This window comes from Fluviispira multicolorata, from assembly GCF_009208585.1.
GTDB lineage: Bacteria > Bdellovibrionota_B > Oligoflexia > Silvanigrellales > Silvanigrellaceae > Silvanigrella > Silvanigrella multicolorata.
In genome coordinates this window covers 221,473-245,981 of the sequence record NZ_WFLN01000008.1, presented here as the reverse complement: position 1 = coordinate 245,981, position 24,509 = coordinate 221,473, and the positions used below count along the sequence as shown (strand labels likewise).

Genomic DNA, 24,509 nt, shown 5'->3' with positions numbered 1-24,509 from the left:
ATTATCATTTAGTCTTTGTTACAAAATACAGACGTGGAGTTTTTACAAAAGAAATTCTTGAACGTACTAAGATTATTTTTAAAGAAACATGCGAACAAATAGATTGCGAATTAATCGAATTTAATGGGTGCGCGACCCGGATTCGTGTAAAAAACGCACTAGATTAAAATTTGAGCAACTAATTCTATTGATTAATGATTCGATCTGCGCAAATTGGTCTAGTCTTAACTTCCTTAACTGAACATGCTCTTCGTATAATCTCGCTATTTGCTAATATAAATTTCTCAGTAACATTATTAGTCTTAAATTTAATTGTTAAAGGTTTACCTTCACGAATAATGGATGCTTGAATATTATTTTTATCTTTAGCCGAGTCAATTTCTCTAGATATTTCATTAACTTCTAGGACTCTAATATTGTTTATTCTAATTAATATATCTCCGATTTGAAAAATTCCTTGATTAGGTGACTGGTCGTCAATTTTAATAATTTGAAGCCCTCCTAATCTATCTTTTGTAAATTCCTTAATTTCCTCTGCAGAAATAATTTTCAATTCAATCTGTGCTAAATATATTTCATTATAGCAACTAAAATATGCATCAAAAGTTGGGTAATAGTAGGTTTCATTCCAAGAAGTTGAATTACTATGAACACTTCCTCCATATGCTGTACCATTTATGCTAGTATTTGAGTTAGAATTTCCAAAGTTATTATAATTTGTATTTGTGTTTGAATTACCAGAAAAATAAGTAGGTTCTCGATAATTATTAGATGAGGATTTTTGAATAGTTTCACTCGAGGTCTTATTATCTACTTTTAGTATTTTTGAAACCTTAAAACCCTTTTCGTAGCAAATCTCAATTGATCGAAATATTGCAAATATATTAGCATCATCAATATTAGTCCGAGCATTACCTGAAAATCGTGCTACTTGAATATTATCTTTTAATGTTGTATCTGAATAGCCACCTGATTCATTATGTGGTTGATATAATGTTCTTGTTGCACAAGATACAACTAGTAATAATATTAAAAATAATACGATCTTCATATATACTCCAGTAAAAAATTAAACTATTTATAATATTCCATTTCTTTTTTTGAATATACTTTTTTTATTTTTTGATCAAATTCTGAATCTTTAAAAATTGTTAATTTTTCAAAATTAGCTATACATTCTTCATATAATTCATTGTATTCATTTTCTAAATCAATATTATTTTTTGATCTTAAGGAAATAATACTTAATATTTCTCTTATATAATATGAAAAAACAGTGCGATAAGAAAATATTCTAATTACTTCAGGTTTCCAAATTTTTATATCACTTGAATTTTTTTCAGTTCTATCTGACTCACTTTTTCTAAAAAAATTTAAATATCTACTAGGAGATACCCCATGAAATGATTGAAAATTTAATTTATCTTGGACATCTACATCTGAATTAATTGATACAGCATGTCCAAATAGATATTCTGCTTTGCTTTTTGGATAAGGATCTATGTAAACAACTCTTCGTATACCAGAAGAAATAATTTTTTTTGTACAAAGATGGCAAGGAAAAGTAGTAACATATAAGGTACACCCTTTGATGCTTACACCTCTTCTTGCTGCATCGCAAATAGCACTTTCTTCTGCATGAACAGCTCTAAAAAATTCAATTAAATGACCAACACCAGATTTTTTGAATAACGCTGTAATTTTTTTGTCTTTTTCCTTGTCCGTATCATTATAATCTTTAAGGAGTTCTTCTTTAAAAAAAATTTTAAATTTTTCTATAATCTGCTTATTAGGGTTATATCCAATATTAAAATCTCTGTGATCAGGATTATCTCCATCTTGATAAAATCCACCACCAAATTTAGGGACATCATTAAAACCAGAAGCAATAATTTCTCCATTTTCGTTTGCAATTATTGCTCCAACTTGTCTAGATAGATCCGCCGATCGACGTGCTTCAGTATAAGCATGAAACATCATAGATTCATCAAATCTTGGAGTTATAAAAGGATGATTAAATAAAATCTTAAGTAATCTCTCAATATCATTTTTTAAATTATTAAGATCATCTGAGTTTACAAAATAGTGACCTAAAGGGAAAGTATTTTGAACGTCTTGCCCATATTTATTTATCTCAATTTCATTTTGATCTTTTTGCATTAAAAATTTAACAAAAGCTTCTTTATAATTAAAAATTTCTGAATTATTACAACTTTCTTTTGATTCTTCTATATTATAATTTCTTTTTAGTAGTTCTTTTTCTCTTGATTCTTCTGATTCATAAACTGATATTAGAATAAAATTTCTACCATAAATTTTTCGCAATAAATTAAATTCTTCTGGTTTTTTTTAGACTATCAATAATATAAACTTGTCCACTTGGATTATAATCTTCTTTTTCTTTTTTATCTTTTTTACTATTATAGGAGTTTCGATGTAATTTTATTCTAGATACAGCCATTTTAGCATATAGATCTTCGCTATTAAATTTTTCTCTTAATTTAGTACATATTGTCATTTTTTTTAATAAATTATTTAAATTTTTATTTTTATCAGATGATATTTTTTGTGAATTATTATTAATAATTTCTTCATGTATTTTTGATAATTTAATTAAAAATACATGATAATTAAATTCATTATTTAATATATTCTCTAATATATTTTTTACTTGCTTGAAATTAGTACCAACTCCACCAGTTAAACCAATAATTAATTCGGGCTTAGTATCAATTTCAACCTTTTTACAGCAAAACATATTATATCTCCAGATTAATATAATGAATTTAATCGGATATATAATTTTTTCATTAAGAGTATTATTAAAGTTTATAAAACTATTAGTATGATTTATAAAAAAATTTATGTAATTTTGAAGTATACCCTATCTTGACAATATAAATACTTGATTTTTCTGTCAATTTAGAGTCATATTTTGAATTAGTTGACACATTCTAGTTAAGGTCTTAGGGGTTTTATTGACATTGAGGTAATCAAAATGGCTGGTCAGCGTATTGGATACATCCGTGTAAGCTCTTTAGAGCAAAATACAGAACGACAGTTGGAAGGTATTACTCTAGACAAAATCTTTACGGATAAGATCTCAGGAAAGGACACAAACCGCCCACAACTTCAATCCCTATTAAATTATATTCGAGAAGGTGATGAACTCTATGTCCACAGTATGGATCGATTGGCTCGTAATTTAGATGATTTAAGAAAAATTGTGAAAACACTTACAGAAAAAAGTATTTCCATAAAATTTGAAAAGGAAAATTTACTTTTTTCTAAAGGGGAAACTCCAATGGCAACCCTTATGCTTTCTGTAATGGGTGCTTTTGCTGAATTTGAAAGATCATTATTACAAGAACGCCAACGAGAGGGAATTGAAATTGCAAAAAAGAAAGGACTTTTTAAAGGGCGGAAACGATGTCTTAGTGAAAAAAGCGCTAATGAACTTCGCAAAAGAGTTGCTAATGGAGAAAAAAAATCAGTTTTGGCTATGGAATTTAAAATTAGCAGAGAAACATTATACAAATATATACGATCAAAATATTAAAATTAAACTTATTCTAATTCAATATTCAAATCAACAAATTCAAATGGAAATTAATTTTTAAAATGATTAGTCCAACCGATACCGTATACCCAGTTCTTAAAGAAAATCTAAATTTGTATGAACTTAATTCTTGCTTTTTAGCTTCAGAAGATGAGATATCTTTTATTGAAAATGAAACAAGAAGTACATCATCAAAACTAGGCTTTTTAATCATGCTTAAGACGTTTCAAAATCTTGGATATTTTATTAAAATTGAAAATGTACCAAAAAATATAATTTCATTTATTTCTTCTCAGTTAAATATAGAACAATTTGATTCTATTTTAATAGACTATGACTCATCGAGGAATCGTCTTAAACAAATGGATAAAATTTTAGAATTTATGTCTGTTAAAAATTATTCTGATATTGGCGATCAAATAGTAGAAAAAGTGGCAAAAAATAATGCTTTAGTCAGAGAAAACCTATCTGATATCATAAACGCATGTATTGAAACACTTCTTCATGATCGCATCGAATTACCAGCTTTTTCTAGATTACACCGAGAGGCAATGAACCAAAGAGCCCAAGTTTATAATGAATTATATTTAAGAATATTTAATGATATTGGGGTTAATAGAAGAAATATAATTGATAATCTATTTATTGTTGATCCTTTGACCAGGAAAAGTGAATGGGATAATATTAAATTTGAAATTGGAAAACCAAAGCCTAAAGAAATAAAAAAACTTATTAAACATATTCACTCTTTAAATAATATAATTGAAATTGAGTCATTTTTTGAAGGGATACCTTCAATCAAAATTGAACAAATGGCAGTAGAAGCAGAATATTTAGATGCTTCCGATATGCAAAGAGTTGAAGCTCATAAAAGATATTCTTTAGCTATTGCTTTAATTAAGATAAAAAAATCAAAGTCTGTTGATTCTCTTATAGATATTTTTTTAAGACAAATGTCTTCTATTTTTTATTTGGCAAAAGAAGAATTAGATAAATATCTAAAAGAAAACCAAGATAAAACAGATGAAATAATGAAAAAATTTATCTCGGTTGAAGATGTAGTGAAGGATGGTCTGACTAATGGGGAAAAAGTTGATTTAATTTCAAACATTTATCAGGAAAATATTTCATTATCCACATACGCAAGAACTCATTGTGAATATGGTGGAAAACAACATATTCGATTCATGGCTAAATTTTTCAAGAAAAAAAGAAAATTAATTTTTCGCATTTTGGAATCATTAAAATTTTTTTCTGCAACCCAAGATGAAGGTATTACAAGATCTCTTGAATTTATGATTGCTCATAAACGAAGTCGTAAGCCAATTATTGAAACATTTGCAAAATCCAAAAAAAGAAGTGACTTAATTCTTATGGATGTAAAGTGGATTGAACAAAAATGGTGGAAACTTGTCACCAGTCAAAAGAAGCGCGAATCTTTTCCTGAAACTGTTAGACGAGAACATTTTGAAGTGTGTCTTTGTGATGCATTATCAATGTCTTTACGTTGTGGTGATATTTATGTGCTAGAAGTCTTGATTATAACGATTATAGAAAAGAACTTTTACCTTTATCTGAATGTGAAAAGACAGTAGCAAAATATGGGGAAATTGTAAATTTACCAGTTGAAAAAGAATCTTTTATTTCTCATGTAAAAAAACTTCTTATCTTAAAATCTGAAGAAACTGACATCAAATTTCCTGATAACACTGATTTTACATTTAAAGATGGATCTTTTCATTTAAAAAGACTTATTGCAAGAACATCTACACAAAGAAATGAAGACGATGATATATTTCAAGGAAGAATCAATGAATTAAAATTAATCGATGCTCTAACTGATACAGCTCATTGGATTTCATGGCACAAAGTTTTTGGTCCACATAGTGGTCACCAAGCTAAGATTAAAGATGAATTATCAAGATATGTTGCTATGACTTTTTCTTATGGTACAGGGCTTGGTCCAAAAGAAGGGTCAAAAATGTTGTTTGGCTTTAGCGCAGATCAAATTGCAGATACAGATAAAAATCACAGTACTTGTGAAAAAATAGACCGAGCAATTTTTAAAGTTATTGAGGCTTATAATAAACTTCATCTTCCACGCGCTGCATGGGGAACTGGAAAAAATATTGGTGCTGATGGAAGTCATTGGAATCTCTCTGAGCATAATTCTTTTTCTCAAAGACATATTCGTTATGGCCAATGGGGAGGAATAGCTTACTACCATGTAGCAGATAATTATATTGCTATTTTTTCAAAGTTTATTCCTTGTGGAGTATATGAAGCAGTTCATATACTTGATGGTGTTTTTTCTCAACTAAAACAAGATAGACCAGATTTTCTTCATGGTGATACACATGCACAAAATTCTGTTGCATTTGGATTGTCATTTCTACTTGGAATAAAATTAATGCCTCGAATCCGAACTTGGCAAGATCTAAAATTATATAAAGCTAGTAAAGAATATTCCTATAAACATATTGAAGATCTTTTCACAAATGACAATATTAATTGGGAAATAATTCAAAAGCATCTTCCTGATATGCTACAAGTTGCTCAATCTATAATGGCTGGAGTGATTAAACCGTCCACAATATTACGTAGGCTTGGTTCAACAAATCAAAAGAGTAAACTTTTTCAAGCTTTTAATATGCTTGGTCGAGTAATTCGAACAATAACTTTGCTAGAATATGTTTCTGATAAAGAACTTCGTCATATTGTCCAAGGTGCGACAAGCAAGTGTGAGCAATTTAATAAATTCGCTAAATGGCTTCATTTTGCACAAGATTTTATTAAGCAAAATAAACGAGATGAACAGCAAAAAATTATAAAATATAATCACCTTATAGCAGTTCTTTTAACATTTCATAACGCTTATTCAATGACAGAAGCCCTTGTCGAAATGGAAAAAGAAGGAATCAAAATACCCGCAGAAACAATTTCTTCATTGAGTCCTTACAGAACTAGGCATGTTCGTCGTTTCGGAGAATTCCAAGTTTCAGAAGAAGCTACAAAAATATTAGATTTAAACTTAAAGCCATTTGTTACTGATGAGCTATTGAAGAAAGCAACTGTACGTAATTAAGATGGAAAATGCTTATTAAATAGGCTAGTGCGTTTTTTACACGAATCCGGGTCGCGCACCTAATGGTGAAGACGATCACGTGCACATTCTTGTTAGCATTCCCCCAAAACACTCTGTTGCAATTGTTGTTAGCAAACTAAAAGGGAAATCTTCTTATTTTATTAGAAAAGAGTTTTGGGAACTTATTAAGAAAAAATTATGGGGCGATCATTTTTGGAGTCCAAGTTATTGTTCTGTCACTTGCGGAGGAGCACCGCTAGAAGTTATAAAAAAATATATTGATGACCAAAGAAAGCCATCATCAGAAAAAGGTGTTGCCCAATCAATTCGTGAAAGAAAAGTACGGTTGCGAGCCGACTAATATAATTAAAAAAGCCACTATCGTGTTTTTTTAATTCCTCGTCCACTTCGCCGACAATGGATCAATCGGCCTTGACTCGCCCCTAAAGGAGCGAGAATGCGGCCTTGCTCTGTTCAATTAGATTATTTCAAGCAAAAAAGAAGAGTTCAAAGCAATCTATTTTCAAATAATATCGTTTTTTTATAATCCCTTCCCAACAAGCTTGTAGACAGACCAAACTCAAAGCTATAAAAATATGAAACTTACGCAGAACTCCTCATGTTCGGTTTAAGTTCGGTTGAGAATAAAAAAATCTAATATTCTAGATATTTTAATCTTTTCACATTTTTTTAAAATATTGGGAAAGATTCTCATAAATGATTTTGGAGTGAATAACGTGGAATCAGAAATAAAAGCAAGAGATCTCAGTTTTTTATCAGATAAATGGAGAAAACTCTTAGCGGCTGAGTTTGATAAACCCTACTTTGAAGAAATACGTTCTTTTTTAAAAGGAGAGTTAAAACAAGGTCATACTTTTTTCCCAGAAAAAAATAAAATATTTAGAGCTTTTAAACTTGTTGACTATGAAAATGTAAGAGTTGTCATCATTGGGCAAGATCCATATCATGGTTTCGGTCAAGCAAATGGACTTTCTTTTGCAGTTGAACAAGGCACCCCCGCTCCACCTTCTTTAAATAATATATTTAAAGAAATAGAATCTGATCTTGGCAAAGGAAAGCCTAAAAATACCCATCTAGAAAACTGGGCAAAACAAGGTATTTTATTGTTAAATACGGTGCTAACAGTACGTGCAAATACAGCTTTTTCGCATAGAGAAAAAGGTTGGGAAAAATTTACAGACTGCGTGATAGAAAATCTAAATAATAAAACAACCCCAGTTATTTTCATGCTTTGGGGTGCTGCCGCTCAGTCAAAAGCAAGTATGATAAAAAATCCTTTACATAAAATCTTAAAAGCACCACATCCCTCGCCACTTTCTGCCCATCGCGGTTTTTTGGGGTGTAAACATTTTTCAAAAGCAAACGAAATATTAAAGAATCTTAATGATACAGAAATTGATTGGACATTATAAATTTTCCATGGAGATCCTGAATGTTTAAAGAAAAACGCAATTCCTTTGATGGACAAAAGTATTATGAAGTCTCTCTTAAAGGTAAGCAGCTCTTATTAAATTCATATCTTAATAAAGACACAGCTTTTACCTATGATGAACGAATTGAGTTTAAGTTAGATGGCTTAATACCAAATGTAATTGAAACGCTCGATGAACAAGTTGTCCGCGTCTATGGTCAATATCTTAAAAAAGAATCTGATATAGAAAGAAATATTTTCTTAACTCAATTGTATGATCGAAATGAGACTCTCTTTTTTAGACTTATGCAAGAGCACCTTATAGAAATGGTTCCTGTTTTTTACACACCAACTGTGGGTGAAGTTGTTCAACAATTTAATCAAAATTTTAGAAGACCAAGAGGTCTTTTTATATCATATCCTCAGATGTCTCAAATTGAGGATATTTTAAGTAATATTCCAAATGCATATGATGTCAGTGCTGTTTGTGTAACAGACTCCGAAGCCATTCTTGGCATTGGCGATCAAGGAGTTGGGGGCATTGTTATTTCCATTGCAAAACTTGCAATGTACACTCTATGTGCAGGTTTCCATCCAACAAAAGTTTTACCTATTGTTCTTGATGTCGGAACCAACAATAAAGAGTTATTGCAAAATCCACTTTACCTTGGTTGGAGACATGAACGCATACGTGGTGAACAATATGATGACTTTATTGATGCCTTCGTTACAGCTCTTCGAAAAAGATATCCGCATGTATATTTACATTGGGAAGATTTTGGAAGACAAACTGCACGTAGAAATTTAGACCGCTACAAAAATGAAATGTGCACTTTTAATGATGATATGCAAGGAACTGCAGCTGTTACAGTAGGAGCAATTCTCGCTGGCCTAAAAGTTAACGGAACAAAAATGAGTGAACAAACAGTTGTCATCCATGGAGCGGGAACAGCGGGTTGTTGTATTGCAGATCAAATACTAGCAGCTATGATTGCAGATGGGTTAACGGAACAGCAAGCTTTGGCAAAAATATTTTTAATTGACATGAATGGGATGCTGCATTCAAGCATGGATCATTTGGAGTATTTTCAAAGAAAATACGCTCAACCAGTTGATGTCTATAATGACTGGGAAAGAGTAAAAGGCAAACCTATTTTATTATATGACGTTGTTAAAAATGTAAAACCAACAATTCTTATTGGAACATCTACGCAAACGGGTGCATTTAGTGAAGAAATTGTTAAAATGATGGCTTCACATTGTGAAAGACCAATTATTTTTCCTCTGTCAAATCCTACTTCACGTTGTGAAGCATTGCCAGCAAACTTAATAGAATGGACTCAAGGAAAAGTTCTTGTCGCCACAGGCAGCCCCTTTGCCGATGTTCGCTATAATGGAAAAGTTTTTCCTATAGGACAATGCAATAATGCTTTCGTATTTCCAGGTCTTGGACTTGGTGTTGTCGCATCAAAAGCAACTCGAGTGAACGACGAAATGCTTGTAGCATGTGCAAAAGTAATCAGCGAATGTGCGCAAATAAATAAAGACCCAAACCTTTCACTCCTTCCTTCATTAACACATATTCGCGATGTTTCTTATAAAATAGCTTATGCAACTGTGAAAGCAGCACAAGACACAGGTGTTGCGCCAAAAATGACTGAGCAAGAAATTCACGACAATATTCATGCAAATATATGGAAAACAAGTTACGTTCGTTATGTATTAGGAAAAAATTAATAACTATTTAATTTTTGACTCACCTTTAAAATAATCAAAATATATTTATAATAAAAATAAATCTAATTCAAAAATGATTATTTTTAGGAATTTCATGGTTTTCTTAGAAGTTTTTATTTGTGCTTTCATAGGCGCACTTCTTTCAACTCTTCCCCTAGGTCTATTAAATATTAGACTTCTACTATTATTCATTAAAGGTGAACACAAAAGACTCTTTTTTTTTCAACTTGGTATATTAATAGTCGATATTATTATTTGTAACTTAGCATTTATTCTATCAATTACAACCCATAATATTTCAACACTCATCAATTTTGGCAAAAATAATTTATTTTATATTCAAATTTTATTTCTTATCGTTCTTATCTATATGGGATTGAATCATATATTTGAAAAAAAAGATATGCTTCCAATAAAAAATAAACAAGTAGATAATCTCAATACTAAAAAAAATAAATCGAGCAAATTACTTCGACATTTTCTTGAAGGTATCGTTGGAACATTGACGATACCGAGTTTGCTGCCATTTTGGTATCTTTGGTGGATGGGGCAAAATTTAAACAATAGTCAACCCATATTATTTGCAGTGATTCTTATTGCAATAGGAGTTTGCATTGGTGATCTCATCATTTTTAAGAGCTATAGATATTTTGTCCAAAAAATCTCTGAAAGAGTTTTGCAATTACGAATTGCTAAAATTGAAAAATGGGTTGGATATTTCTTTCTTTTTCTTGCATTCTTATTTGCCATTAAATTCTTTCTATACTAAAAAAAATGGAATATTTGCATGAAAATAATTGATAGAATACATAAGATCTTTTGCAATATTGTGAGTGTATTTTTTACAAGCAGAACGGTAAGACATGTATTAAGTCTTAACAGAAGTGAAAAAAAAGAGTTCCTCAAAAGAATAATAGACGAAAATAAAAAGCAAAATTTCCATGATAATAATCACTACGTCCAAAGTACTAAATCAACATTTAGACTCGTTCAAAGTTACAATCAACTCCCTTGCACTCTCGAAACACGCAAAAAAAGAGCTGACTTATTTGAAAAAAATGGATTTCGTGATAAAAGCATTTTATTAATGGGTGATGATGATCATGTTTCTGTTGAATTAGCTGCACGTAATTTTAAATATGTAACAGTCCTAGACTGCGATCTTCAATTACTTCAAGAGCTCAAAGTCCTTACACAAGATGCAAAATACCAAATCACTTTTTTTCATGTAGATTTATACGAAGGACTTCCAAAGTTTTTACAAAATATATTTGATGTCGTCTGTTTTGATCCTCCGCAAAATTATGAAGATTTAAACGTTTTTTTAAAATGTGCTCTCAAAGCTACAAAAATTGAATTTTCAAATTTTTATATGATGGTCAATTGCAATTCTTTAGGAATTAAAAATATTGAAAAAATATTTGAAGTCCTAAAGAAAAGTGGTTTTGTAAATTCAAAAAGAATTGAATTCTTTAACTGCTACCCCCTTAATAAAGGTCAGTCTCTCTTGCTTACAGCGATGTCTTATTTTACACATAGCTTTAAGGAACGAAAAGAAGGTGTGCATTGCAGATATTATTATACAGACTGTCTCGAATTCAAAGCAGAGTCTATTCAGAAAAAAAATGAAGATCTCTTTGAAGAGAAACAAATTATTTCACCGGTAGTATCCCACCACATTAGCCTTCCAGAACTTCCTATCGCAATTTATAATCAATATGGATTACAAAATAGAAAAAATCCATAAAGGGGACAAGGAAGTTATTTTCCTTTTATAACTATGAGTGATGAAAAAAAAATTGCCGTTGTGGTTCAAAGATGTGGGAAAAATATTATTGCTGGTGCAGAAGTTTATGCTTTAAAATTAGCTGAAGCCATTGCAAAGAATAATCGACAAATTGAAATTTTCACAAGTCAAAGCGATGATTATATTTTATGGAATAATAATCTACCAGAGAAAGAGTATTTACAAATTGAAGACAGACAAATACTCATAAGAAGATTTCCTATTTCACATAGTCGTTTAAAAATTATGTTTGCAATAATTAAAAGAATAAATAATTTATTATATAATAAATTAAATCCTATCTATAATTTTCTATCTCCAATACTTGATTATATTTTTCTCCGAACGCAAGGACCTTGGTGCCCAAAATTATGGTTATACTTAAAAGAAAATTCTGATCAATATTCATTAATAATTATAAAATCTTATTTATACTCTTCAAGCTATTTTACAATTCAAAAAACTTATAAGAAAGTAAATATTCTATTTATTGTTACTGCTCATAATGAGCCTGAGTTTAATTTTAATTTTGTTAATAAAATGATAAACTATTCAAAATTTATTGGCTTTGTATCAAATGCTGAGAAAGAATTTTGCTATTCTACAAAACCAAATACTAAAGAAAAACCATTTTTGATTTTACCACCTGGATTTAATGAAGAATTAGATTTGAATGACACTTTACAAAAAAAAGTTCAAGACATTTCAAGAAAAAAATTTTTTTTATCTATTGGAAGAATAGATAAGAATAAAAATATTGATTTTATCTTTAAGAACACTCCTCAAAATTGTTTAGTCGTATTCGTTGGTGACCTAAAAATGGATATTCCAAAGGATAATAGATTTTTATATTTAGGACGCGTCAACGAACAAGAAAAAAAACAACTCATGCAAACTGCAATTGCCCTTCTAATGGTTTCAAAACTTGAAGCTTATTCAATTGTTACTGCTGAGGCAATTAAATATAAGTGCCTCGTGCTTGCTTTAAAAGGATGCGAGCCTGTTGAAGAACTCATCAAGCATTATGGTGGTCATATTACAGATGAAAACAATTACTCAAAAGTAATGGAAGAATTGTGGGAAGAGCGATTTATTTTCGATAGAAGTACAATAAAAAGCGATTTAATTGTTCAGGAAAAAAGTTTCCTTAAGAATGCAACTCAAATTTTAAACCTTGCTTAAATATTTCAAATTTTCTTAAAATAAAACCTCTTGTTTGCCATTTAAAAATGTTATATAAAAAACTAATTTTAAAAATTTTTCTTAGATAGGAAGATCAATGCAACTTCTAAAAAATAAGATGGATAGTATTAATAATATTTCACATATATTTTTCCTATTTAATTTATTAATTATTAGTCTTTTTATTAGAATTCCCGATATATTTTCACAATCTATTTTAAGATTTTTCTTATATTTTTTATTTTTAGTTGGCTTTATTTTTGGTGTTGCTGCTGTGCTGCCAAAATTTAAAGTTCTCACATTTAGTATTTTTTTATTTATATCAATGATTATATTACATTCCTTTACTCACTTTTACCTTCCTTCATTAAGGCATGGAATTGCACTGCAAAATTATATTTTACAGAATAATATTACTGCCGATTTTGAAATCTCTCAAACACGTCTTTACATGCTTTTCTTTGTACTTTTTATAATTCCAGCAATGAATTTTTTCTCAGATTTATTTTCTCAGAAACTAAAATATATTTATTTAAAAGTATTTTTTTATTCGTTTATAATAGGCGCAATTTTAAACTCTTTTATTGCATTATATCAAGGCTTAATCAATCTTAATTTTTTGGCACAAGGCAGTGGAACCTCTCTTGCTGCCAATAGAGCACCAGCACTTTTAGAAGACTCCGGCATTGCAAGTTTATATTTTTCAATTACATTCATAGTTTTCTTTGTAGCTGCATTTGATAAAATATTAAGCTCTAAATTAAGAGGATTTTTATTTTTAGTTTCTTTACTTTCGCTTTCTGCAGGAATAATGAATGATTCAAGAAGCTTTTATCTTGCTTGCGCTCTTTCTATTTCTATTTTTCTCATTACAAGACTATATAATTTAATTAAAAATAAACAATATAAATTCATTTTTTATCTTTCAATTATCATTTCTTCAATCTCTGGAGTCTTACTCATAGTATTACAAAATTTTGATAAGACCGGATTTAAAAGAATTATAAATGGAATTTTAGAAATAAATTGGAACTTCAACCTTTTATCTATGTACCAACAATTTGATTATCAAAGAACAAAACACTTAGAAATCATGCTCCATTCGATTCGAGATCACTTTCCAATTGGAACCGGATTTGGTTCCTTTGCTACAAATTTTTATCAATACAAAAAATCAGGTGAACAAGTGGAACTTGATCTTCCTACAAATATGTATTTTTCTTTAATATCTGAACTGGGAATTATTGGTGTATTATTACTTATTTTCAGTTTAGTTATATTGACTCATTTTTTCTGGAAGCAAAAAAACAATAATGACTTAGAAATAAAATCATATTTTATTAAAAATTTACTTATTAAATGGACATCCATCTCTCTTTTATTTTATGCTTTTATTAGTTATTTAACATCAAATGCGACTTCAGCATTTTTTACAGCATTAGTTTTTGCTTCCTCTTTAATTTTCTTAATTGATAATAATAAAAAAGCAGAGAAAATATGTTCAAATATTTTATTAGCCTCAAGCATTTTTCTTTTTTCTTCAAGTCTTTATCTTATTAATAATGCTCCCTCTATTCCAGAGTTTCGTTGGAAAGAAAGAAATGAACCACAAATTCCTCAGCCAGTTGGGGAGTTACCTCAACCAGAGGGTTTAAAAGATCAAAAAAGGCTCTATTTTTCGCAGATAATTAAAAATAAAATAAGTGGGACTGAGAAGCTTTATAAGCCTACTGGTGCTCAAGATGGTATTTGGGCAGCTCCAAGTACAGAAATAGTCTTAATGAAAGATAACTTGAGAATATATGTTGGATCAAATTCTGAATTTTTTCGCACTCAAGTCAAACTGAAATTTTATAACAGTGATAAAATTTCTATTATTAGGAATATTGAATTAAATGCGGCCGGATGGCTACCCATTGAATTGCCACACGATAAAAGTTTTGACACATGTTTTGATAAAATAACCTATAATAAATTTTGTTATCTACATATAGAAGTCACTCCTGCTTGGAGAATATCTATGTTTAATAAAGTTGGATTTTTTATTGAAAATAATATACTATATTTTCCTCCATTAATAAAGATAAAATCATGAAAAAAATTCACTTTTTTTTTTATTAAATTTTATAAAAAAATCTGGAGTTCATTTTGAAAAAAATAACTGTAATTAAAAAATCATTTAAATTGCTAGGAAAGAGAGGATTTAAATATATATTATTTGCAATATTTTTTGCAACAGGTATAGCTATAGTTGAGTTAAGTATGTCATTTATTATTCAGCTACTGTTAACAAGCTTTGGTTTTGTACACGTTGAATATAAAATTTTTGACAATGAAATTCCAAAATTCTCAATTCAAATTGTTTCACTTTCATTAGTATTTATTTCAATTGTCCGCTTTATAGTCCAGCTTTTAACCACTCAAACTGCTGTATTTTTACGTGAATATATTTTTTTAAAGTTAAGACAGTTTTCAATTTATAGTATTCTATTTGAAAATGATGAAGAGGATAAAAATACTTCTTCTATGAATTTTAAAATCTCTGAAATATTCAATCGATCTGCTGACTTTATAAGCTATTTCACGAATGCACTTTGCATGCTTGTACAAAGTTTTTTCTTATTCTTATTGCTTTTTATAATAGCATGGAAAGAAGCTATTATTTCAAGCCTAGGAATTGCTATTATTGGATGCATTATCTTATATATAAATAAATTGGTTTCAATGAATGCAAAGCAAGTTCCTGTGCAACAAATTAAACTAAACGAAGGAATTGAAAAGATTGCAAGGAATTTTTTATTTATAAAATTAATGAAAAAAAGAGATGATGAATATCAAGAGATTTCAGAAGCACTTAAGGAATATTCATCGAAAGCCACTAGCGCAGGATTTTACAGTAATTTAGGGACTCAAACAGGACCGTTCCTTGGCATTTTACTATTAGTTTGCATTATACTTATAAGCAATAATATTTTTGCTACAAATGGTGCTATCCTTGTCTCATTCATTTACTTATTAGCGCGTTTCATACAAAGTTTATCTATTCTTTCAGGTTACTATGGCAATGCAACTATTTATTTCCCGCAATTTAAATTATCTTTATTGACTATTGAAAGTCCAAATTTTAGTGAAATTTCCAAAGATAATTTTGATAAAATATTGTTAAACGGATATCGAAAAAAGATAGATGTCAAAAAAAATTATGATAAAATTTCTCTTTCAGATTCACATAAACTTTCGTCGCCAACTATCTATTTTAAGGATGTTACTTTTTCTTATCCAAATTCAAATCCAATTTTTGAAAATTTAAATTTAACATTTGAAAAGGGAAGTCAAACAGGACTTATTGGACCGAGTGGAGTAGGAAAATCAACTTTATTATTACTAATCACTGGACTTCTACAACCAACCTCTGGACAAACGTATATAAACGAGATCCCACCTTGGGAATATGTATCACAAAAAAATATGCGCATAGGTTACGTTGGTGCTGAACCCTTTTTAATTAAAGGAACAATTAAAGATAATATTTGTTATGGACTGACAAGGGAAGTTAATGAACAAGATATCTATAATATATTAGAAAAAGTATCTTTAAAAGAACTCATTGATGAAAAAGGTTTATCTTATATAATTGCTGAAGATCAATCTGGTTTATCAGCAGGTCAAAAGCAAAGACTCTGTCTTGCTAGAGCCTTGCTCAACGAACCAGCTCTTTTAATACTCGACGAAGCAACCGCAAATTTGGATGATGAAAATGAATTATTAATTGCACAAATACTTGCAGATATAAAATCAATTTGCACTACAATCATCGTTTCTCATCGAATAGGAATCCTAAAATATGCTGACAAAGTTATTGATTTGAAACTGCTGAAGTCGCACTAACTTTCTTGTGACTTACTTTTGTTTTCAATTTTCTTTGAAATTCATCAATTAAGCTCAATACACACGGAACTATGACAAGAGTTAACAACGTCGAAGAAATAAGGCCTCCAATCACACAAATTGCCATTGGAGAACGCCCTTCACCACCTGCGCCATGCCCAAAGGCAATAGGCAACATTCCAAATATCATTGCAAATGTTGTCATTAAGATAGGTCGCAAACGGAGGGGACCAGCTTCAAGCAAGGCTACATTGACATCTATTCCTTGTCTCATTCTTTGCAAGGTAAAATCAATTAATAATATACCACTTTTAACCACCAAGCCAATGAGCATAATTAAACCAATCATTGCATAAAGATTCATTTGCTTGCCAGTAATAAGTAAAAATCCAAATGCACCAGAAAATGCTAAAGGAACACAAGTCATAATTACAAATGGAAAAATGTAACTCTCAAATTGAGCACATAAAGTCATAAAAACTAATAAAATTGATAATGCAACAGCAAATATCATTGCACTTATTGTTTCTCCTAAAAATTTTCCTTGACCATCGAATTCAAACACAAAACCATCTGGTTTGGTACTATTTGCTTCTTTTGCTATCATTTTATTTACGTTAGATAAATCTTTTCCAATATAATTGGCAAGTACAAAAACAAATGGAATTCCTCCTGAGTGAGTGATTTTAGAAGGAGAATCATTTAATTTAATATCTGTTACTGATGCAAGAGGAATTTGCATTCCATTTTTATTCTGAATATACAAGCCTGAAATATCTTCAACTTTTTGTGAATCTTTAGGGTTTATTTTTATGCGCACATCATTGCGATTTCCAAGACTATCTTGCATTTCTCCAAGCTTCATTCCTTCTTTATTAAATAAAATATTAATTGACTGTCCAATATCGTTTGCACTTATTCCAACATCAGCAGCACGCACCGCATCAGGAACAATAGAAATTTGCTTATAAAAAGGAGGAGGATCAATAAATGTATCAACTGCATCCGGAACTTTTGTCTCTATAAACTCCTTCATATGATTTGACCATGCTTGAAGTTTTTCGCTGTCTGAGCCAATTAGTTTCAATTGAATAAGTTGTGCTCTTCCTCCAATATTTGGCATATCAACCTGAATAAGAGAGCCTTTTTCAGAAAAAGATTTGTTTAAATCAATTCTTAATCTATTTACTAATTCTTGCACTCCATATTTTCTCTCATCCCTTTTCACTAATAAAACTGCTAAACTTGCTTTATAGGAAGGTTTATCAATATCGCTCCCAATTACCAACAGAACATCTTTTACTCCTGCATAAGCACGAATCTGCTCACTCATTTTTATAGCTTTTTCTTTAGTATAACTTAATGGTGTATCTGGAGAAAATTGATAAACAACACTCAATTCATTTATATCATCTATTGGAACAAAGGCTTTTGGCACAAAGGCAAGCATAATAAAACTTAAAAGAAGAAAGATAACTCCACTTAATACAGTATATAATCTTCTCTTTAAACTAAATAAACAATAAGTTAATATTTTTTTATAATAATGTTCAGTTGCTTTAAAATAAACTTCAAATTTTGCGCTGATAGGTTGCTTTCGAGGATCAAAATCATGACTTTTTTTAAGTAGGCGACTTGACAACATTGGCGTTAAAGTAAAAGCAATAAAAAGAGATATTAATACAGCAACAGATACTGTAATTCCAAAAGGATAAAAAAATCTTCCAACAATACCGTCCATAAATGCAACAGGAATAAAAACAGCGCAGACTGAAAGAGAAATTGCAATTGCAGCAAGTCCAATTTCTGCTGTCCCATCTTTTGCTGCTTGTAAGGCGCTCTTACCCATCCCAATATGTCGATAAATATTTTCGATAACAACAATTGCATCATCAACCAACAGACCTATTGACAAAGTAAGGCCGAGCAAAGTCATATTATTTATAGAAAAGTCAAAAAGAGTAAATGCTGCAAAGGTTCCAATAATTGCTGTGGGCAATGCTAATGCGCTGATAATTGTTGCACGCCAATCCCTTAAAAATATATAAATAATACAGACAGCTAAAATAGCTCCCAAAATCATATCCAAAAAGACTGAGCTCATAGAATCTTTAATGAAAACTGAACTATCTTTTATCATTTTTAAAGAAACATTTGGTGGGAGAGTTTTGTTTATTTCAGCTACTTTATCTTTTATTTCAGAAGCACTTTTTACTATATTTCCACCTGCTTGTTTATTTACTAATAATATAATACTTGATTTATCATTGTATCGACCATAAGTGCTTTCAAATGCAAGACCATCTATAACTTCAGCAACATCGCTTACCCGAATTATATTTCCACTTTGCCCTGGAACTGGAATGGCAATACGAGCAATTTGATCGACAGAATATGGAACTCCTGTTGTTTTAATCTGAATTTGATTAGAATTTGTTTCAAGCGTTCCTCCTTGCATTTCCATAATTTGACTTTGAATTGCATTTGCGACAAGAGAAGGGCTTAATCCAATACTTTGCAAAGTAGATTTATTGAGAAGAACTTGAATTTCTCTTTCTCTATCTCCAATTATATTTACTTGCCCAATACCATTTATTTGTTGGAATTTTGATACTAGTTTATCATTTGCAAAAGAGGATAATGCTCCAAACGGATAACTTCCTTCACTTGATAATACAAGGGTTGCAATGGGAAGTTCCCCAATTTGAATTCGCCTAATTTGTGGAGCTCGAGCTCCTGATGAGCTTGGATAACTCGGATTTCCTTGAATAACACCCACTTGATTAAGGACATTTTGCATTGCAGTTGATGTTTCTATACCCAATTTAAATTGCAGCACAACGAACGCAGAATTAGGCGACGCAGTCCCTATTAAGCTATCAAGTCCTTCAATTCCATTTAAGTTTTCTTCCATCACTTTGAGTAACTTTTCTTCTACCAACGTTGCATCCGCTCCAGGCCATGCAGCACTCACAATGATGATAGGGAAATCAATATTTGGATTATTTTCCACAGCAATTTTAGAAAACGAGAATAAACCAAACACAATAAATAAAAGGTTTAATATTGTTGCTAGAACAGGTCTTTTAATAGATAAGTCTGATAAAAACATTAGAATTCCGCCTCAACAAATTGCCCAGGAATAAGATTAATATCAATTGTATTTACTTTTCCACGCACTTCAAACATTCTTGTTTCTTTAGATATCAAATCAACAATTCTTGTTATTTTTAATATGGCTGTTTTATCTATCGAAGGAACACTTACGTTAATTTCCATTCCAATTTTTACTCTAGACATTTGAGCTTCATTTATTTGTAAAGAAATTTCTACATTTTTATCTTCAAATGCACTAAAAACTGACATTCCTTCTGAAACAAACTCTCCAATATCTTTAAATTTACCAGATATTTTCCCATCATAGGGAGCAATCAGACGCGTATCATTAAATGCTTTCTCTGCTAAAACTAAATTGGTTTCTGCTTGTGTCAATTGAATTTGTGCAGATGTAAATGAATCTTGTGATTGTTCCAATGCAAACGGAGTTGTGGCATGCTTTTTAAATAGCTCATCAGTTCTTGCCAATTCCCGTTTTGATTGCTCAAATTTTACTTTGGCTAATTGCACATTTTGTTGTTGTAATTTCTTTTGAAGCAAAGGATTTCTATCATCTAAAATAGCAATTATTTGACCTTTACTTATTTTATCACCCACATTTACAAATTCCTGAGCAATAAAACCTTTTGTTTGAAAGCTTAAATTTCCTTGTTTCAATGAAACTACATTTCCACTCACACGAATTCCAGTTTTATTTTGCTCTGAATGATTTTCCTTTTTCTGCAGACTCATATCGGCTTGTGTCGTAATGGAGTTTTCGCCTAATTTGTTTAGATTACTTACTGATTGAGTGTTTTCATCTACAGTGGTGCCATTATTTTCAACTCCTTCCTTCTTAGGAGTGACTAAATTGCTATTTTTAAAATCATCTGTAACTTTAGGAATAACTCCGGATGGAGGTAAGGTTGCTTTTTCGTGTTTCTCTTTATTCGTACAAAAAATAAAAAGTAAAACAGATAATGGAATAATCAAAATTGCTAATATGCTTTTCTTTTTCATGCTTAATCCTCGAAATTAGAATTGCTCAATATTCTTTTTTAAAAAATATGTACTTATAAATTAAACTTAATAACCTATTAACTAAATTCTTACATAAATCAATCTCTAAATAGCATATGAACATTTTTTTGTCTTGCACCTTCAAAGTATTTTTATTTATTCATGCCATAATTTTAAGCATTTATTGATTTTTATTTGGAGGGAGTAAATGCAGTTTTATCTTTGCTTTCTTCTTCTTTTATTTGATCAACAAAGGTTTTATCTTTTGGAGAAAGAATATCTTTCCAGACTTTAGAATGAGCACTCATTTGGGATGAATTGTTACCAAAAATATAAATTTTTTCAAGTAATGCTTTTTTTTGTGCATCTAAATTTGTCTTCCAAGAACCTTCTAAAAGCGCTAAAATACTATCAGATTTCCAGCGTGCTTGTGCACTTTGTTGTTTAATTTTCCTCGCTAGATTGTCATCCTTTTCAGATAATATTCTTCCATACCAATAATAATTTCTTAAAATAATTGATACATAACTACGTGTTTCACGAAAAGGCATGTAATCACTAAATAACATCATATTGTCATTTGACACGCGATCTCGCCATTTATCTAAATTAGATGCACCTGCATTATAAGCCGCCAATACATATTCAATTCTTCCATCGTATCTTCGTAAAAGTCTATTTAAATATGAAATACCAACCTCAATATTTATAAAAGGATCATAAAGCTGCTTCGCAGAAACTTTTCTTTTAATACTTTTAGCTGTAGAGGGTAAAATTTGCATAAGTCCACGTGCATTTGCACCCGATCTCGCATAGGGGTCAAATGCACTTTCTTGCCGAATTACTGAGAGTACAAAGATTGGATCAATATCTATAGATTTATCAGATATTTCTCGTAAATAAGGTTTTGGAAAGAATATATATAAAAGAGTTTTGCTTACTTTAAAGTTTTTTTCACTTTTACTATATCGACCAAGCATAGAAATTGAATACCTATAATTATAAACAGAATTCTGTGCTAATGCCCAATAAAGTAACATTTTTGGATTGCTTACAGCAGTCGTTCTTGCAACAAATCCAGCCCATTCCGTTGCAGCTTGTTGATCCTTACGTGCTCTCATTAGATCAAAAATAAAAGCTTCTAAATTATTATCGTTCCACCCCTGGGCTTCTCGACTTTGCAATAGTATTTCATCATCCGGAACCAAATTCTCCATTGGATCAACTCCCATTTGCTGCGATGCAACAATGGCAGCTAATGAAATAGGCACTTCTTTTAAAAGTTTTTGCCAAAATGGATTTTTTGATGGATCCGAATTCCTATTATTTTTTTGATAAATAGCACCAAGCCAAAATAAACTGCGAGAACTTTCTTGAGGATCTTTTTCAAGAAGAGCTTTTTCAAATGCCTGCGTTGCTGAATTAGGAAAACCAGATATTAAGCGAAATAAACCCACTCTCAAATGAACTTTTTCACTTCCCTCTAAATTAGGTAATAGACATTTTTGAACTTTAGAATAGAGTTTTTCTATACTTGAATAAGCATTATGATTTGGTAAAAAGGATTCAAGGCGTAAAATGACGGCTGAAGTCGCTCCTGCAAAATCACAATCTGAAGAATAATTTAAAGCTTTTGCAGATAAAGTAACTGCCTGTTTTAAATTATCTGGATCAATTTGCAAAAATGAATCCGTAAAACTCATCCCTCTGAAGTTTTCCCAATCATGCTTTTGTTTACTTGTTAATCTTTTTGAGTTGGCAGAGGAGGAGTATGAATTTCGTCGCAGTGAATTTAATTCTTCATTGTTTTTTCGATCAAGCCACCATGCAGTGCAAGCTAGAGACTGTTCATTTAGTGGAAACTCTTTTTTAAATCCCCCTATAAGGGCTTCACAGTTTTTTGCCAATTGTGATTTATCTTTTTGTGAAATCGTTCTTAAAATCCAATCAGAAAGAATTTTTGCACTTTCATTGTAGAGTTTCAAATTTTTAAAATTTGCTTCTTCAATAAGTTGGTTTTCTTTAGGGGGAGTATAAGAACTTAAATTGGAAAGGTAGAGTTCGCTTGAATTTCTTTCAATTCTTGACTGCATTTGCTTTTGATCGGGCAATGTTAATTCCAAATTTTCAGTTAAAATTGGATTACTTGAACAAGCTAAAATAAAAATATAAGAGCTTAAAATAATGAATGCTCTAAAAGAATTTTCTTCTTTTATTTTTAAGAATTTGAGCATCCTCAAAAACCCCCTTTTCTATATTTTTTTATCGTCAATAATTATTATGACTTGAGACGATTCACATTGCAAAGGGGGTTAAAATATTTAAATTGGATCACGCAAAACGGGACAAGTCATACAGCGTGGTCCTCCTCCTCCACGAGAAAGCTCACTTCCTTCTACTGTTACAACTAATGGAGATTCACTGCTTAAAAGCGCTGGATGCTTTATCGCATCTTTAGCAGATACAATTTTAAAACCAGCGGTTTCACATGCCTGTAATGTGTGCTCATGCATGTAACTTATGACTTTACCTGGAGCAAACGAAAAGAGATTCGCTCCACTGTTCCATTGCTCACGCTGTTGATGCAAAGGGTTATCTCCACCGCATGGGATTGGATCCATGCGCACACCCACACTGCGCAAACCTAAAATGAGATCTTCAACTTCCTTAAATTTTTTATCGCCATCTGCTTTTACTCGTATACGAACAACTCGAGCTCTTTCACGCCCTAAAACATAAGGAGAATAAACAACCGCTTGTTCTTTGTTTGCAACTGTAAAAATCATATCTAAATGTATTGTACTTCTTTCTTGAGGTAAAATAACGCATAAAATATTAAAAGGTTCTGTTTTACCTTCTTCAGTACGAGCATTTAAAATAGAATTAACGAGAGCATCGACAGCTTTTACAGTTGTCCTTTCACTGATACCAATTAATAATAAATCTTCATTAATTACCAAAATATCTCCGCCTTCAATGGTGAACTTTGGATCATTATTTTTATAACAGGCATCAAGTAACAGACCATGACTGCTTAACTCGGGGTGATATTCATAAATAGCTCTCATAATAAGAGATTCGGTAAAACGAACTGAACTTGCCATTCTCGAAGATATTACTCTCGAACCTACCACCATGCTTGTATCACGCATAAAGTACATATTTGGTAAAGGAACGAGAGAAAATGTTTTTGAAGATAACCAAGACTCAAGAGAGTTTCTTTTTAAAGGAACACCCGTAATGAGTAACTTTGCTAGCTCATCAGAAGGAAGTTCACTCAATTCAAATTTAAGATCGGGACAACCTTGATAATACAATATTTGATCAAGAAGTTCATTACGTGCTTGCTGATAATCTAATATTTCCTCTAGACAAGTCGAGACTTCAAGCACTTCACTCACTAAAGATAAAACAGATTTTAATTGTGCATGTCCTGCAACAATATTTTTATAATAAATAATATCATTGTAAAGCAATTCAGATGCACTTTTAGGTGTCATTGACTCAACTTCTTGTCCTGGACTGTGTAAAAAGACTTTTCTCAATTTACCTATTTCAGAATGAACTCCAATTTTACTTTTAATTTTATGGATATTTTCTGCTTTTTTTTCTTCAGACAAAGAATCCCAAAAGCGAAAATGACTTCCTTTATACAAATGTAACTCCTCTTTCACTGTTAAACTCCTTGACCAAGACGATGCTAAATGACAAAAATAACAACTCA

The 24,509-nt window shown here is 30.7% G+C and carries 17 protein-coding genes and 2 pseudogenes; 12 read left to right on the top strand and 7 right to left on the bottom strand.

Annotated features, from left to right (window positions below):
• A pseudogene (locus GCL57_RS15010) lies at positions 1-128 on the top strand (transposase); the annotation flags it as partial.
• Between the two features lie 56 nt (positions 129-184).
• On the opposite strand, the gene GCL57_RS11930 reads toward GCL57_RS15010, so the two are convergent.
• The 3 genes from GCL57_RS11930 to GCL57_RS11920 are packed head-to-tail and all read right to left on the bottom strand — an operon-like array spanning position 185 to position 2,758.
• Entirely contained in the window at positions 185-1,051 is an 867-nt protein-coding gene (locus GCL57_RS11930) for a PDZ domain-containing protein (protein WP_152213578.1), read from the bottom strand.
• A 23-nt stretch (positions 1,052-1,074) separates the two neighbouring features.
• Entirely contained in the window at positions 1,075-2,325 is a 1,251-nt protein-coding gene (locus GCL57_RS11925) for a deaminase (RefSeq protein WP_152213577.1), read from the bottom strand.
• 4 nt (positions 2,326-2,329) lie between these two features.
• Positions 2,330-2,758: a hypothetical protein gene (locus GCL57_RS11920; RefSeq protein WP_152213576.1), complete on the bottom strand. Its 429-nt coding sequence runs from the start codon at positions 2,756-2,758 to the stop codon at positions 2,330-2,332.
• Positions 2,759-2,998: 240 nt separating this feature from the next.
• Here GCL57_RS11920 and GCL57_RS11915 point away from each other — a divergent pair, with 240 nt between their 5' ends.
• The 11 genes and pseudogenes from GCL57_RS11915 to GCL57_RS11865 all read left to right on the top strand — a co-directional run bounded on the left by GCL57_RS11915 (position 2,999) and on the right by GCL57_RS11865 (position 16,669).
• On the top strand, positions 2,999-3,559 hold the full coding sequence (locus GCL57_RS11915) for a recombinase family protein (RefSeq protein ID WP_152213575.1): 561 nt from the start codon (positions 2,999-3,001) through the stop codon (positions 3,557-3,559).
• A 62-nt stretch (positions 3,560-3,621) separates the two neighbouring features.
• A complete protein-coding gene (locus tag GCL57_RS11910) occupies positions 3,622-5,154 on the top strand; it encodes a DUF4158 domain-containing protein (RefSeq protein WP_152213574.1) in 1,533 nt (510 codons plus the stop codon).
• 14 nt (positions 5,155-5,168) lie between these two features.
• Positions 5,169-6,644 carry a Tn3 family transposase gene (locus GCL57_RS11905; RefSeq protein ID WP_152213573.1) on the top strand — a complete coding sequence of 492 codons (1,476 nt, stop codon included), beginning with the start codon at positions 5,169-5,171 and terminating at the stop codon, positions 6,642-6,644.
• 73 nt (positions 6,645-6,717) lie between these two features.
• Positions 6,718-7,005 (top strand): annotated as a pseudogene (gene tnpA / locus GCL57_RS11900) (IS200/IS605 family transposase); the annotation flags it as partial.
• A 376-nt stretch (positions 7,006-7,381) separates the two neighbouring features.
• Positions 7,382-8,077 (top strand): uracil-DNA glycosylase, encoded by a 696-nt coding sequence (gene ung / locus GCL57_RS11895; protein WP_246164862.1) that lies wholly within the window; start codon positions 7,382-7,384, stop codon positions 8,075-8,077.
• A gap of 20 nt (positions 8,078-8,097) precedes the next feature.
• The gene (locus GCL57_RS11890; RefSeq protein WP_152213571.1) at positions 8,098-9,813 is read left to right on the top strand and encodes an NAD-dependent malic enzyme; all 1,716 of its coding nucleotides are present in this window, start codon (positions 8,098-8,100) and stop codon (positions 9,811-9,813) included.
• A 94-nt stretch (positions 9,814-9,907) separates the two neighbouring features.
• The gene (locus GCL57_RS11885) at positions 9,908-10,582 is read left to right on the top strand and encodes a hypothetical protein (protein WP_152213570.1); all 675 of its coding nucleotides are present in this window, start codon (positions 9,908-9,910) and stop codon (positions 10,580-10,582) included.
• A gap of 18 nt (positions 10,583-10,600) precedes the next feature.
• Positions 10,601-11,560, top strand: coding sequence for a bis-aminopropyl spermidine synthase family protein (locus tag GCL57_RS11880; protein ID WP_152213569.1), 960 nt, complete (start codon positions 10,601-10,603; stop codon positions 11,558-11,560).
• Positions 11,561-11,593: 33 nt separating this feature from the next.
• A complete protein-coding gene (locus tag GCL57_RS11875; protein WP_152213568.1) occupies positions 11,594-12,781 on the top strand; it encodes a glycosyltransferase in 1,188 nt (395 codons plus the stop codon).
• A 97-nt stretch (positions 12,782-12,878) separates the two neighbouring features.
• A complete protein-coding gene (locus GCL57_RS11870; RefSeq protein ID WP_152213567.1) occupies positions 12,879-14,876 on the top strand; it encodes an O-antigen ligase family protein in 1,998 nt (665 codons plus the stop codon).
• A gap of 53 nt (positions 14,877-14,929) precedes the next feature.
• Positions 14,930-16,669 carry an ABC transporter ATP-binding protein gene (locus GCL57_RS11865; protein ID WP_152213566.1) on the top strand — a complete coding sequence of 580 codons (1,740 nt, stop codon included), beginning with the start codon at positions 14,930-14,932 and terminating at the stop codon, positions 16,667-16,669.
• Here the strand turns inward: GCL57_RS11865 and GCL57_RS11860 are convergent.
• The 4 genes from GCL57_RS11860 to GCL57_RS11845 all read right to left on the bottom strand — a co-directional run bounded on the left by GCL57_RS11860 (position 16,638) and on the right by GCL57_RS11845 (position 24,459).
• Positions 16,638-19,781, bottom strand: a complete 3,144-nt coding sequence (locus GCL57_RS11860) for an efflux RND transporter permease subunit (RefSeq protein WP_152213565.1) — start codon at positions 19,779-19,781, stop codon at positions 16,638-16,640. The genes GCL57_RS11865 and GCL57_RS11860 overlap by 32 nt on opposite strands.
• The gene (locus GCL57_RS11855; RefSeq protein ID WP_152213564.1) at positions 19,781-20,785 is read right to left on the bottom strand and encodes an efflux RND transporter periplasmic adaptor subunit; all 1,005 of its coding nucleotides are present in this window, start codon (positions 20,783-20,785) and stop codon (positions 19,781-19,783) included. The genes GCL57_RS11860 and GCL57_RS11855 overlap by 1 nt, the downstream gene beginning before the upstream one ends.
• Before the next feature lie 191 nt (positions 20,786-20,976).
• Entirely contained in the window at positions 20,977-23,019 is a 2,043-nt protein-coding gene (locus GCL57_RS11850) for a lytic transglycosylase domain-containing protein (protein ID WP_152213563.1), read from the bottom strand.
• 87 nt (positions 23,020-23,106) lie between these two features.
• Entirely contained in the window at positions 23,107-24,459 is a 1,353-nt protein-coding gene (locus GCL57_RS11845) for an arginine deiminase (RefSeq protein ID WP_152213562.1), read from the bottom strand.
• Positions 24,460-24,509: the final 50 nt, after the last annotated feature.